The sequence below is a fragment of the Massilia hydrophila genome (assembly GCF_020208145.1).
GTDB classification, from domain to species: Bacteria; Pseudomonadota; Gammaproteobacteria; order Burkholderiales; family Burkholderiaceae_D; genus Telluria; species Telluria hydrophila.
On record NZ_JAHYBX010000001.1, the window covers coordinates 838,088 to 852,471 of the forward strand.

Genomic DNA, 14,384 nt, shown 5'->3' on the forward strand with positions numbered 1-14,384 from the left:
AGCATGGCGCCAGGGGAGGACGCAAGCATGGACGACCGATTCGACCTGGAGCGCTTCGTGCGTGCCCAGGATCCCGTGCTGGCGGCGGTGCTGCAGGAGCTGCGGGCCGGCCACAAGCGCACGCACTGGATGTGGTTCGTGTTCCCGCAGATCGCGGGGCTGGGCCGCAGCGACATGGCGCGCCGCTACGCGATCGGCTCGGCGGAGGAGGCCGCTGCCTATCTCGCCCATCCGGTACTGGGCGAGCGCCTGCGCGCCTGCGCCGACATCGTGGCCAGGCAGCAAGGCGTCACCGCGCTGCAGATTTTCGGCGATCCGGACGAACGCAAGTTCCATTCGTCGATGACCCTGTTCGCCGCAGTGGCTCCAGGCGACGCCGTGTTCCAGCAATGTATCGACCGCTACTTCGGCGGCAGGCCTGACGACCCCACGCTGGCGCGCCTCTGATCCGGAGCGGGCCGCAGTACCTGGCGCGGTCCTTGTCCTGGCCGTAGCGGTCACGGCCACCGGCGTCGCCGGGGATTCCGCCTTGCGGCGGTCCGACCCGCGCGGCACATGGCGCCAGCACGTGGCGGGTTGCGTATAATCGCGCTCAGTCTGTCCCATCATTATCTGAAAGCAATCATTCATGGCTTCCTCCGACAACATCAGCATGGCGGTGTTCTGCGACTTCGAAAACGTCGCGCTGGGCGTGCGCGACGCCAACTACGAGAAATTCGACATCAAGCCGGTGCTGGAGCGCCTGCTGCTCAAGGGCAGCATCGTGGTCAAGAAAGCCTATTGCGACTGGGACCGCTACAAGGGCTTCAAGGCACCCATGCATGAAGCGAACTTCGAGCTGATCGAAATCCCGCACGTGCGCCAGTCCGGCAAGAACTCGGCCGACATCCGCCTGGTGGTGGACGCGCTCGACCTGTGCTACACCAAGTCGCACGTCGACACCTTCGTCATCATCTCGGGCGATTCGGACTTCTCGCCGCTGGTATCGAAACTGCGCGAGAACGCCAAGCGCGTGATCGGCGTGGGCGTCAAGCAGTCCACCTCCGACCTGCTGGTGGCGAACTGCGACGAATTCATCTTCTACGACGACCTGGTGCGCGAGAAGAACCGCGCCGCCGCCAAGCGCAAGGAAGAACTCGACGCCCGCCGCGGCCAGCCGCAAGCGCGCCGCCCGAGCGACGACAAGCGCAAGGAAGAACTCGAAGCGCGCAAGGCGCAGGCGCTCGAGATGGTGGTCGAGACCTTCGATGCACTGGTGTCCGAGCGCGGCGACACCGGCAAGATCTGGGCGTCGCTGCTGAAGGACACCCTGAAGCGCCGCCGTCCGGACTTCTCCGAGACCTTCTACGGCTTCCGCACCTTCGGCAACCTGCTCGAAGAAGCCCAGGCGCGCGGCCTGTTCGATTTCGGCCGTGACGAAAAATCCGGCACCTACGTGTACCGCAGCGCCGGCGCATCGCTCGCCATGCCGGCGCCCGAGCTGGTGGTGGTGCCGGAAGCCGGCGCCGCCGAGGTCGAGGAAGGCGCGGACGACAGCGCGGCGATGGACGCGCGGCCGGAGCCGCGCCGCCGCGGCCGTGGCGGGCGCAACAAGGGAGCCGGACGCGGCGAGGCGGCGGTGGCGTCGTCGTTCGACGCGCCTGCCGAGGTGAGCATGGATGCGACCTTGGACGCGGCCGATTCCGAGCCGGCCATGCTGGATGCGGACCTTGCCGTCCCGGCCGAAGACAAGCCGGACACGCGCCGCCGCGGTCGTGGCGGCCGCAACAAGAGCAGCTACCGCGGCGAGGTGACACCGACGGCGCCGGAGACGGAAGCAGCCGGCACAGCCGACATCGAAGCACTGGCGCCCGCCGCAGCGCTGGCCGAAGAAGCGGCGCCACAAGCCGACGAGGCGCCGGCGGACGGCGTGGCGGCCGACGGGGCGGCCGACGGGGTGGCTGACGTCGCGCCGCCCGCGAAGGAACGCCGCCGCGCGCCGCGCAAGCCGGCCGCAAGGAAGGCCGCGGCCGCGGACAGCGCTGCAGTCGCGGACAGCGTGGCAGCGCCGGTCGAGCCGGCGCCAGCCGAGCCGGAAGTCCGTGCGCCTGTAGCGACCGGCAGCGATGCCGGCGATGACGAAGACGACGACACCAGCAACGATGTCGACGGCAACGTCGCCGAAGGCACGGTGGTGCGCAAGAAGCCTGCGGGCCCGGCCCGCAAGCCGGCAGCCCGCAGCACGGCGCCGCGTGGGCGCCGCCCGGCCAAGCCGAAGGCGCCGTCGAAGGGCTGATCCGCCTGCGACAAGCCAGTCAATTGCGGCGGCGACGCGTGCGACGTGCGCGCGCCGCTGCTGCAATAATGACACCGCCCGCAGGCGCGGGCCTGCCGTGGCGGCCGCCGCGGCTGGCGCGACGTGCGAAGGAGCTGCCATGCGTATGCTTGCCGGATTGTTGATGCTGTCAGCCCTCAACATCGCCGAGGCCGCGCCGCCTGCCGACCACCCCATCCTCGGCATCTGGAAACTGAGCCTGCCCGAGCTCGGCTGTTCCGAAACCTACCGTTTCCGCGGCGACGGCACCACCCTTGTCACCAGCGCCGAGGAAATCTCGGAAAGCGAGTACCGGATTCCGGCCAGGCCCAGCGCCAAGGGCTTCTACCGGCTCGAAGACCGCGTGGTCAAGGACAATGGCAAGAAGGATTGCGCGGGCGCGGTCATGAAGCCCGGCGCCACGGCCACCAATTTCATCCGTTTCCACCCGTCGGGCAAGCTGTTCCTGATGTGCGCGGACGAGACCATGAATACCTGCATCGGCCCCTTCGAACGGGTGCGCGGCGAGGAAGCCTGAACCGGGCCGGTGCCATCACCCTGCGTTATGCGTGGCTGCCGTTTGCGGCGTTTCCGCTAGCCTGGCTTCGGTGTATATTGCTGGGCGAAACGACAACCGCACTGGAATCCCATGTCTCCGGCACTCCTCTTTGCCATCCTCATCGCCTATTTCGCGCTCCTGCTCGGCGTGGCCTGGGCCACCTCCCGCAACGCCAACAACGACAGCTTCTTCATCGGTAACAAGAGCAGCAACTGGATGCTGGTCGCCTTCGGCATGGTCGGCACCACCCTGTCGGGCGTGACCTTCGTGAGCGTGCCGGGCGCGGTCGGCGCCGACGGCTTCGGCTATGCCCAGATCGTGATCGGCTACGTGATCGGCTACATCGCCGTGGCCTACGTGCTGCTGCCGCTGTACTACCGCCTGCAGCTGACCTCGATCTATCACTACCTCGACGTGCGCCTCGGCCGGCGCGCCTACCAGAGCGGGGCGGGCTTCTTCATCATTTCGCGCCTGCTCGGCGCCACCGCGCGGCTGTACTTGGTCGTAAATATCCTGCAGGCGATCATCCTCGACAGCCTCGGCATCCCGTTCTGGCTCAGCACCCTTGTCGTGCTGGGCATGATCCTGCTGTATACCTACAAAGGCGGCGTCAAGACCATCGTCTGGACCGACACCCTGCAGACCAGCGCCATGCTGTTCGGCCTGTTCGCGTGCGTCTGGATCCTGCTGGGCGAACTGAACATGTCGGTGCTGGAAAGCCTGAACCAGATGCAGTCGCAAGGCCTGGCCAGGATCTTCACGCACGACCTGGACAGCCCCAATTTCTGGCTCAAGCAGATCATCGCCGGTGCCCTGATCACGATCACGATGACCGGCATGGACCAGGAAATGATGCAGAAGACCATCTCGGTCAAGACGCTGAAGGACTCGCAGAAGAACATGCTGACCCTGACCGCGGTGCTGGTCGTGGTCCTACTCTCCTTCCTGTTCCTGGGCGGCCTGCTGTACCTGTACGCGCCGATCGCGGGTGTCACGGCGAGCGGCGACAAGATCTTCCCGGCCGTGGTGATGGGCCACCTGCCGGCGGCGCTGCAGGTCGTGTTCCTGATCGCGCTGATCTCGGCCCTGTTCCCCAGCGCCGACGGCGCGATCACGGCGCTGACCTCGTCGACCTGCATCGACCTGCTGGGCATCAAGCGCCGCAGCGACCTGACGGAAGCGGCCAAGGAAAGCCTGCGCCGCCGCGTGCACCTGGGCTTTGCCGGCCTGTTCCTGCTCATGGTGCTGGGCTTCAAGGCGGCCGACAACCCGAGCATGATCGTGGTGATCCTCAAGCTGGCGGCCTACACCTATGGTCCGCTGCTCGGCCTGTTCGCCTTCGGCATGCTGACCCGCCGCGGCGTGACCGACCGCCTGGTGCCGTACATTACAATCGGCGCGCCGATTCTTTGCGCAGTCCTTGAGTACAATCAGGAACACTTGCTCGGTTCCTACCGTCTGGGGCTGGAATTGCTCATGGTAAATGGCATACTCGTCTATGCCGGCCTGTTCGCAATCTCGCACAAGGTAAAAGCGGGCAGCGCCGCAGTCGCGGCCTGAACCGCCCTGGAAGGCGCTGAAACTACTGATCAACGGAGTTCCGATGGCATTCAAACCCCTGGGCGCGCTGCGGCGCGGCTTCGCCATGTTGTGGCGCGCGGTCGACGTCTCGCGCCGCACCTTCATGAACCTGCTGTTCCTGCTGTTCGTGATCATCGTCGTGGCGGTCATGAGTTCGGGCGGCGTCACGCCGATCGGCGCCAGGACCGCCCTGGTGCTGGACCTGAAGGGCGACCTGGTCGAGCAGTACCAGTCGAGCTTCGAGGATGCGCTGCTGGACTCGGTGGCCGGCGACAGCAAGCGTAGCGTGCGGCTGCGCGACCTGCTCACCGTGCTCGACGCCGCCGCGAAAGACGACAGCATCGGCAGCGTGGTGCTGCTGCTTGACCAGCTCAACGGCGGCGGCCTGGCCCAGCTGCGCGAAGTCGGCGCGGCGATCGACCGGGTCAAGGCGGCCGGCAAGAAGGTGGTGGCCTGGGGCGGCAGCTACGACCAGAAGCGCTACCTGCTCGCCTCGCATGCCAATGAAGTCTATGTGCACCCGATGGGGATGGTGCTGATCGAGGGTTTCGGCGCGCGCCGCAACTATTACCGCGATGCCCTCGACAAGCTGGGCGTGACTGTCAACCTGATCAAGGTCGGCACCTACAAGAGCTTCGCCGAACCCTATATCGCGAACGGCCCGTCCGATGCAGCCACCGAGGCCGACAGCTACCTGTACAACGCCCTGTGGCAGGACTACACGGCGCAGGTCGAAAAGAACCGCAAGCTGCGCGCCGGCCAGCTGGCCGAATGGATCGACACCCTGCCGCTGCAGATGGAGAGCCTGGGCGGCAGCGCCGCGCGCGTGGCCCAGCAGGGCCGCCTGGTCGATGGCGTCAAGACCATCGACCAGCTGCGCGCGCTGATGGTCAAGCGCGGCGCCTATGACGAGCGGATCAAGTCCTTCCGCCAGATCGGCTTCCACGACTACCTGGAGCGCCACCAGCCGCGCGTGTTCGGCGACGCGGTCGGCGTGATCGTCGCGGCCGGCAATATCACCGAGGGCAGCAGCGGTCCGGACACGGTGGGCGGCGTCACCACCGCCAACCTGATCCGCCAGGCACGCGAGGACGACGAGATCAAGGCCGTGGTGCTGCGGGTCGATTCTCCCGGCGGCAGCGCCTATGGCTCGGAACTCATCCGCCGCGAGCTGGAGCTGACGCGCGCCGCCGGCAAGCCGGTGGTCGTGTCAATGGGCAGCGTGGCGGCCTCGGGCGGCTACTGGATCTCGATGGCGGCGGACGAGGTGATCGCCGACCCGGCCACCATCACCGGTTCGATCGGTGTGTTCACCATCCTGCCGACCGCGGAAAAGATCGGCGACAAGCTGGGCATCCACACGGCCGGCGTCACCACCACCTGGCTGGCCGACGCCTATAACCCGCTGCGCCCGCTCGACCCGCGCTTCGCGCGCCTGCTCCAGAGCAGCATCAACCACGTGTATGGCGAGTTCACCAGCAAGGCCGCGCAGGCGCGCAAGACGACAGTGGCCAAGATCGACGCCGTCGGGCAGGGCCGGGTCTGGACCGGGGCCCAGGCGAAGGAGCGTGGCCTGGTCGACCGCCTCGGCGGCTACGGCGATGCGCTGGCCTCGGCCGCCAGGCGCGCGAAACTGGGCGACGACTACCGTGTCGCCTACGTCGAGCGTCCGGTCGGCCGCCTCGAGCGCTTCCTGAACATGATGGGCGCTTCGACCGCCCAGGCCGTCAACATCCAGGTCAGGCTGGGCCTGATGGACGCGGCGCTGCCGGCCGGCCCGGTCGCCCAGGTGGCGCAGGACATGGCCTGGCTGAAGGACGTGGCCGACGGCCGCAAGCCCTTCGCGGCCGTGACCCACTGCCTGTGCGCCACGCCATGAGTCATTTGTAGCAGGTTTGTAACTGCTTGCAACATCGGCAAAACGGGTACGGAAGCGATTCCGTACCCGTTTTGCGTTGGCCCGCCGGGGATTGCCGACAGAAACGCGGCCCAGGGCTGACCCGGTCATGTAACAGCATGCTGCAGGATGGGCCCGCTAGTGTACGTTACGAAACATATCAGCCGGATTTGCCGTGCTACTCTTTTTGCCACTTATCTGCATATCACTCTGGCCAAAAGAACAAGGTAGAGCATGGATCCGAACGCCCCTCCCAAGTCCGCCCTCACGAGCCCGCCGCCAGCGCCACCCGCGCGTCGCAAACGCCTGCTCGGTACCATCATCGCCGTGCTGGCCATGATCGGCCTGGCCCTGCTGGCCTGGCGCCTGACGCACCAGCCGGCCGGCGGCGGTGCCGGCGGCCCGCCGGGCGCGCCCGGTGCCCGCGCCGGAGGCGGACCGGGTGGCGGAGGAGGCGGAGGGGGCGGCGGTGGCCGGGGCGGGCGCGGCGCGCCGGCCACCACGGTGGGCGTCGCCACCGCCGAACAGGTCGATATCCCGATCCAGCTCGACGCGCTCGGCACCGTGGTGCCGGCCGCCACGGCCACCGTGCGTCCGCAGGTCTCGGGCGTGGTCCAGAAAATCCTGTTCAGCGAAGGGCAGGCGGTCAAGGCCGGCCAGGTGCTGGCCACGATCGATGCGCGTCCGTTCGAGATGGCGCTGCTGCAGGCGCGCGGCCAGCGCCAGCGCGACGAGGCCCAGCTCGAGAACGCCCGCCTGCTGCTGTCGCGCTACCGCACGCTGCTGGAGCAGGAATCGATCGCGCGCCAGGAAGTCGATACCCAGGCGGCCCTGGTCAAGCAGCTCGAAGGCACGGTCATGACCGACCGCGCGGCCGAGGGCGTGGCGCGGCTGAACGTCAGCTACACCCAGGTCAAGGCGCCGATTTCCGGGCGGGTGGGCCTGCGCACCGTCGACATCGGCAACCTGGTGAACACGGGCGACGCGAACGGCGTGGCGGTGATCACCCAGCTGGCGCCGATCGACGTCGAATTCACCGTGCCCCAGGACCAGGTACCGGCCCTGCAGGGGCGCATCGCCCAGGGAGCGAAGCTGCCGGCGACGGCCCTCGACCGTACCCGCAGCGAGGCCCTGGCCAGCGGCAGCTTCATCGCCCTCGACAACCAGGTCGACGTGCAGACCGGGACCGTGCGCGCCAAGGCGCGCTTCGCGAATGCCGACAACAAGCTGTTCCCCAGCCAGTTCGTGAACCTGCGCCTGCAAATGGACACGGTCGAGGATGCCGTCGTGGTGCCGGTGACGGCGCTGCGCCACGGCGCCAACGGCGACTTCGTGTACGTATTGAACCCGCAGGACAAGACGGTGTCGCAGCGCGCGGTGACGCGCGGGCAGGCGACGGTGGACAAGGTGCAGATCAAGACCGGCCTGAAGGCGGGCGAGCAGGTGATCACGGAAGGTGCGGACCGCCTGCGCGATGGCGCCAAAGTGACGCTGCCGGGCGACCGGCCGCAAGGTGCGCGCGCAGGTGGACAGCAGGGCGAGGGGCGCCGTCAACGCCAGGGAGCGCAGCAATGATGCACCTGCGTTGTCCGGGTGGGCGGGGAACAGTTCACTGGACTGTTCCCCGCCCACCCGTCCAGGCCACGCTTGCACTGACGCGGCCCGAGTGAGAATCCAATGAGCCCCTCCGCCCCCTTCATCAAGCGCCCGGTCGCGACGGCCCTCCTGATGCTGGCCATCGTGCTGTCCGGCCTGGTCGGCTACCGCTTCCTGCCGCTGTCGGCGCTGCCGCAGGTGGACTTCCCGACCATCCAGGTGCAGACCCTGTACCCGGGCGCCAGCCCGGAAGTCATGGCGCGCACCGTCACCGCGCCGCTCGAGCGCCAGTTCGGCCAGATGTCGGGCCTGACGCGCATGAGTTCCACCAGCGCCTCCGGCGTCTCGGTCATCACGCTGCAGTTCGGCCTGGGCCAGACCCTCGACGTGGCCGAGCAGGAAGTGCAGGCCGCGATCAATGCCGGCGGCTCGCTGCTGCCGACCGACCTGCCGGCACCCCCGGTCTATGCCAAGGTCAACCCCGCCGACGCGCCGGTGCTGACCCTGGCCATCACCTCCGATACGCTGCCGCTCACCGAAGTGCAGAACCTGGTCAACACCCGCCTGGCCCTGAAGATCAGCCAGGTCTCGGGTGTGGGGCTGGTGACGCTATCCGGCGGCCAGCGGCCGGCGGTGCGGATCCAGGCCGATACCGAGGCCCTGGCTTCGTATGGTCTGGGCCTGGACAGCTTGCGTTCCGCCATCACGGCGGCCAATGCGAACAGCGCCAAGGGCAATTTCGACGGCCCGACCCGTTCCTATGCCATCAATGCCAACGACCAGCTGCTGGCCGTCGAGGACTACGAGAACCTGATCGTCTCCTACAGGAATGGCAACAACGGTGGCGCCCCCGTGCGCTTGAAAGATGTGGCGCGCGTGGTCGACAGCGCCGAGAACGTGCGCATCGGCGCCTGGGCCAACATGAAGCCGGCCATCATCCTGAACGTGCAGCGCCAGCCGGGCGCCAACGTGATCGCCACCGTGGACGGCATCAAGGAGCGCCTGCCGGAGCTGCAGGCCGGCTTACCAAGCTCGGTACGCATGGACGTGCTGAGCGACCGCACCGCCGGCATCCGCGCCTCGGTCAAGCACGTGCAGATCGAGCTGCTGCTGGCCGTGGTGCTGGTGGTGCTGGTGATCTTCGCCTTCCTGCACAGCCTGCGCGCCACCGTGATCGCCAGCCTGGCCGTGCCGATTTCGCTGGTCGGCACCTTCGGCATCATGTACCTGATGGGCTACAGCCTGAACAACCTGTCGCTGATGGCGCTGACGATCGCCACCGGTTTCGTGGTCGACGACGCCATCGTCATGATCGAGAACATCGCGCGCTACATCGAGGAAGGCGAAACGCCGATGGCCGCCAGCCTGAAGGGAGCGACCCAGATCGGCTTCACCATCATTTCCCTGACCGTGTCGCTGATCGCGGTCCTGATTCCGCTGCTGTTCATGGGTGACGTGGTTGGCCGCCTGTTCCGCGAATTCGCGGTGACCCTCGCCGTGACCATCCTGATCTCGATGGTGGTGTCGCTGACCCTGGTGCCGATGATGTCGGCGCGCTGGCTCAAGCGCCATGAAGACGAGCGCCCCAGCCGCTTCGCGCAGAAGTCGCAGGCCTTCTTCGACAAGGTGATCCAGAAATATGACGTGGCGCTGGGCTGGGTGCTGGCGCGCCAGGGCCTGACCCTGCTGGTGGCGCTGGCGACCCTGGTGCTGACCGCGCTGCTGTGGGCGGTGATCCCGAAAGGGCTGTTCCCGACCCAGGACACCGGCCAGCTGCAGGCACGCCTGCAGACGCGCCAGTCGATCTCGTATGCCGAGATGGCCAGGCTGCAGCAGGCGGCCGCCGCCGAAGTGCTGAAGGACCCCGCGGTCGCCTCGCTCAGTTCCTACGTGGGCGTGGACGCGGCCAACAACACCATGCTCAACAACGGCACCATGCTGATCAACCTGAAGGATGAGGAGCGCGGCGACCAGGAAGCGATCATGAACCGGCTGCGCAGCAGGGTGGCCAGCGTGGCCGGCGTCACCCTATTCCTGCAGCCGACCCAGGACCTGACCATCGACGCCGAGAGTGGCCCGACCCAGTACCGTCTGTCGATCGAGGGCGCCGACAGCGCCACCGTGAACGAATGGGCGCAGAAACTGGTGGCCCAGATGGCGAAGACGAAGGAGGTGCGCAACGCCACCACCGACGCCGGCGCGCTCGGCAGCGCCGCCTACATCGACATCGACCGCGATACTGCTTCGCGCCTTGGCATCACGGCGGCCTCGATCGACGACGCCCTCTACAGCGCCTTCGGGCAGCGCATCGTCTCGACCATCTTCACCGAGACCAACCAGTACCGCGTGATCCTCGAGGCCCAGCAGGATGAAGCGATGTCCCTGGCGGCTTTGTCCCGGCTGCAGTTGCGTACGGGTTCCGGCCAGCCGACCCCGCTGTCCGCGGTGGCCACCATTCGTGAAGCCCAAGCGCCGCTGCAGGTCACCCACGTGGCCCAGTACCCGGCCGCCACCGTCGGCTTCGACACCGCGCCGGGCGTCTCGCTCGGCACCGCGGTGGACGCGATCCGCGCGGCCGCCGAAGAGATCAAGATGCCGAACGCGGTAAGCATGACCTTCCTCGGCGCCTCCGGCGCCTACCAGGCCTCGCTGTCGAACCAGCTGTGGCTGATCCTGGCGGCCGTGGTCTGCGTCTACATCGTGCTCGGCGTGCTGTACGAGAGCTACGTGCATCCGCTGACCATCCTGTCCACGCTGCCCTCGGCCGGCGTGGGCGCGCTGCTGGCCCTGTGGGTGACCGGGCAGGGGCTGGGAGTGATCGGCATCATCGGCATCATCCTCCTGATCGGCATCGTCAAGAAGAACGCGATCATGATGATCGACTTCGCGATCGAGGCCGAGCGCGACGAAGGCAAGTCCCCGCTCGACGCGATCCGCCAGGCCGCGCTGCTGCGCTTCCGCCCGATCATCATGACCACGCTGGCCGCGCTGTTCGCCGCCGTGCCGCTGATGCTGGGCACGGGCGAGGGCGCCGAGCTGCGCCGTCCGCTGGGCCTGGCGATCTTCGGCGGCCTGATCGTGAGCCAGCTCCTGACCCTGTTCACCACGCCGGTGATCTACCTCGCGTTCGATCGCCTGGCGCAGCGCCGGACTGGTAAAGCGCCGAACAAGCCGGAGAGGGTCGGCGCATGAACCTGTCGCGCCCCTTCGTCGAGCGCCCGATCGCGACCGTCCTGCTGACGATCGGCCTGGCGCTGGCGGGCATCGCGGCCTTCTTCGTGCTGCCGGTGTCGCCGCTGCCGCAGGTGGATTACCCGACCATCTCGGTGTCGGCCTCGCTGCCAGGCGCGAGCCCCGAGACCATGGCCTCGAGCGTGGCCACGCCGCTGGAGCGCAGGCTGGGCGTGATCGCGGGCGTGAACGAAATGACCTCGAACAGCGGCAACGGCTCGACCCGGGTCAGCCTGCAGTTCGACCTGAACCGCAAGATCGACTCGGCCGCGCGCGAAGTGCAGGCCGCGATCAACGCTTCGCGCGCCGACCTGCCGGCCACCCTGCGCAGCAACCCGACCTACCGCAAGGCCAATCCGTCCGACGCGCCGGTGATCATCCTGGCGCTCACCTCCAGGACGCGCTCTCCCGGCCAGATCTATGAATCGGTGTCGAACCTGGTGCAGCAGCGCCTGGCCCAGGTGAAAGGCGTGGGCGAAGTGGAAATCGGCGGCGGCTCGCTGCCGGCGGTGCGCGTCGAGCTGCTGCCCTACGCGCTCAACAAGGTCGGCCTGTCGAGCGAGGATGTGCGCGCCGCGATCCAGTCCACCAACGCCAATCGTCCCAAGGGAGCGATCGAAGGAGCGGGCAACCGCTTCCAGATCTATTCACAGCCGGCCGGGGCCGCGAACAGCGGACGGCCGCTGGCGGCCGACTACCGCGACCTGGTCGTGGCCTGGCGCGACGGCGCGGCGATCCGCCTGCGCGACGTGGCCGAGGTCATCGACGGGGTCGAGAACGTCAACACGCTCGGCCTGTTCAACGGCGAGCCGGCGGTCATCGTCCTGGTGACGCGCCAGCCGGACGCCAACGTCATCGAGACCGTGGATGGCGTGCGCGCGCTGCTGCCGACGCTGCAGGCCCAGTTGCCTGGCGACGTCACCCTGCAGGTGGCCTCGGACCGCACCAACTCGATCCGCTCCTCGCTGCATGAGATCGAATTCACCCTGGTGCTGTCGATCCTGCTGGTGGTACTGGTGGTCAGCGTGTTCCTGCGCAGCGTGCGCGCCACCATCATCCCGGCGGTGGCCACCATCGTGTCGTTGCTGGGCACCTTCGGCGTCATGTACCTGCTGGGCTTCAGCCTGAACAACCTGTCGCTGATGGCGCTGACGGTGGCGACCGGCTTCGTGGTCGACGACGCCATCGTGGTGCTGGAAAACACGGCGCGCCACATAGAAGCGGGCATGGACCGCATGAAGGCTGCCCTCCTGGGCGCGCGCGAGGTCGGCTTCACGGTACTGTCGATCTCGCTGTCTCTGGTGGCGGTGTTCATCCCGCTGCTGTTCATGGGCGGGCAGGTGGGGCGCCTGTTCCGCGAGTTCGCGGTGACCCTGTCGGCGGCGGTGATGATCTCACTGGTGATCTCGCTGACCACCACGCCCATGATGTGCGCCTGGATGCTGCGCAAGGAAGACAAGGACAAGAAACCCGGCGTGCTCGCGCGCTGGTCCGAGCGGGGCTTCGGCAAGGTGCTGCGCGGCTATGAGCACGCGCTCGACTGGGCGCTCGCCAGCAAGCTGCTGGTGATGCTGATCCTCGGCTTCGTGGTGGCGCTGAACGTTTACCTGTTCAGCGCCGCGCCCAAGGGTTTCTTCCCGCAGCAGGACACGGGCCAGCTCAACGGCGGCATCCGCGCCGACCAGAGCATCTCGTTCCAGGCCATGCAGGACAAGCTGCGCCAGCTGGTGAACATCATCAAGCGCGACCCGGCGGTGGACACGGTGGTCGCCTTTACCGGCGGCGGGCGCGCCGGTGGCGGCTTCATGTTCATCAACCTCAAGCCGGTCGCCGAGCGCGCCGAGGGCGATACCGGCCAGGCCGTGATTGCCCGCCTGCGCCCCCGGATGGCGCGCGTGACCGGCGTGTCGATCTTCCTGAACCCGGTGCAGGACCTGCGCATGGGCGGCCGTTCCAGCAATTCGACCTACCAGTACACGCTCAAGAGCGACAACGCGGCCGACCTGAAGCAGTGGGCCACGCGCCTGGCCGAGTCGATGAAGCGCCAGCCCGCCCTGGTCGACGTCGACACCGACCAGGCCGAGAACGGGGTCGAGACTTTCGTGACCATCGACAAGGATACCGCGGCGCGCCTCGGCGTCGGCACGCGCGACGTCAACAATGCGCTGTACAACAACTTCGGCCAGCGCCAGGTGGCCAATATCTACGACGAACTGAACCAGTACCGGGTGATCATGGGCGTGGCCCAGCGCTACGCCCAGTCGCCGGAAGCCCTGCGCGACGTGTACGTGCCGGCACGCGGAGGTGGCGGCGCCGGGGCGGGGGCACAGGCTTCCGGCGTCGCATCCGGTGCGTCGTCCGCTTCGTCCAACCTGACCGCCGCGCGCGACCCGGCCAGCGGCGCGGCCCTGTCATCCAGCGCCACCACCATGGTGCCGCTGATGGCCCTGGCCAGCTTCGCCGAGAGCTCCACCCCGACCTCGGTCAACCACCAGGACGGCGAACTGGCGACCACGGTGTCGTTCAACCTGGCCGAGGGCTACAACCTGGAGGACGGCCAGAACGCCGTCAAGCAGGCCGAAGCCGACATTGCGATGCCGTCGAATGTACGCGGCAGCTTCCAGGGCACGGCGCGCGCCGCCCAGGAATCGTCCGACGAGCAGCCGATGCTGATCCTGGCCGCCATCGTGGTCATCTACATCGTGCTCGGCATCCTGTACGAGAGCCTGGTGCATCCGGTGACGGTGCTGTCCACGCTGCCCTCGGCCGGCGTGGGCGCCGTGCTGGCGCTGCTGATGTTCGACATGGAGTTCTCGATCATCGCCCTGATCGGGGTCTTCCTCCTGATCGGCATCGTCAAGAAGAACGCGATCCTGATCATCGACTTCGCGCTGGAGGCCGAACGCGCGCGCGGCATGTCGGCCACCGCCGCGGTGCGCGAGGCCTGCCTGCTGCGCTTCCGCCCGATCCTGATGACCACCCTGGCCGCCGCCCTGGGCGCGCTGCCGCTCGCGATCGGCTTTGGCGAAGGCTCCGAGCTGCGCCGCCCGCTCGGCATCGCCATCATCGGCGGCCTGGTCGCCAGCCAGCTCCTGACCCTGCTCACCACGCCGGTGGTCTACGTCCTGCTCGACAAGCTGCGCACGAAAAAGCCGAACGAGCACGAACTGACCCGCCATGCCGAAGGTGGCGATGCCGCCTATCCGAACACCGTACAGCCATGATAC

The 14,384-nt window shown here is 67.7% G+C and carries 8 protein-coding genes; all 8 read left to right on the forward strand.

What is annotated here, in order from left to right; genetic code table 11:
- Positions 1 to 27: 27 nt before the first annotated feature.
- The 8 genes from LE190_RS03850 (at position 28) to LE190_RS03885 (ending at position 14,381) form a co-directional block, all read left to right on the forward strand.
- Positions 28 to 447: a DUF1810 domain-containing protein gene (locus LE190_RS03850; RefSeq protein ID WP_225237458.1), complete on the forward strand. Its 420-nt coding sequence runs from the start codon at positions 28 to 30 to the stop codon at positions 445 to 447.
- Between the two features lie 181 nt (positions 448 to 628).
- Positions 629 to 2,275 carry an NYN domain-containing protein gene (locus tag LE190_RS03855; protein ID WP_225237459.1) on the forward strand — a complete coding sequence of 549 codons (1,647 nt, stop codon included), beginning with the start codon at positions 629 to 631 and terminating at the stop codon, positions 2,273 to 2,275.
- A 163-nt stretch (positions 2,276 to 2,438) separates the two neighbouring features.
- Positions 2,439 to 2,831 carry a hypothetical protein gene (locus tag LE190_RS03860; protein WP_225237460.1) on the forward strand — a complete coding sequence of 131 codons (393 nt, stop codon included), beginning with the start codon at positions 2,439 to 2,441 and terminating at the stop codon, positions 2,829 to 2,831.
- Positions 2,832 to 2,942: 111 nt separating this feature from the next.
- A complete protein-coding gene (locus tag LE190_RS03865; protein ID WP_225237461.1) occupies positions 2,943 to 4,412 on the forward strand; it encodes a sodium:solute symporter in 1,470 nt (489 codons plus the stop codon).
- 43 nt (positions 4,413 to 4,455) lie between these two features.
- Positions 4,456 to 6,312: a signal peptide peptidase SppA gene (gene sppA / locus LE190_RS03870; protein ID WP_225237462.1), complete on the forward strand. Its 1,857-nt coding sequence runs from the start codon at positions 4,456 to 4,458 to the stop codon at positions 6,310 to 6,312.
- A 252-nt stretch (positions 6,313 to 6,564) separates the two neighbouring features.
- The gene (locus tag LE190_RS03875) at positions 6,565 to 7,905 is read left to right on the forward strand and encodes an efflux RND transporter periplasmic adaptor subunit (RefSeq protein ID WP_225237463.1); all 1,341 of its coding nucleotides are present in this window, start codon (positions 6,565 to 6,567) and stop codon (positions 7,903 to 7,905) included.
- A 102-nt stretch (positions 7,906 to 8,007) separates the two neighbouring features.
- Positions 8,008 to 11,118, forward strand: a complete 3,111-nt coding sequence (locus tag LE190_RS03880) for an efflux RND transporter permease subunit (RefSeq protein ID WP_225237464.1) — start codon at positions 8,008 to 8,010, stop codon at positions 11,116 to 11,118.
- Entirely contained in the window at positions 11,115 to 14,381 is a 3,267-nt protein-coding gene (locus LE190_RS03885) for an efflux RND transporter permease subunit (RefSeq protein ID WP_225237465.1), read from the forward strand. The genes LE190_RS03880 and LE190_RS03885 overlap by 4 nt, the downstream gene beginning before the upstream one ends.
- The last annotated feature ends 3 nt before the right edge of the window (positions 14,382 to 14,384 follow it).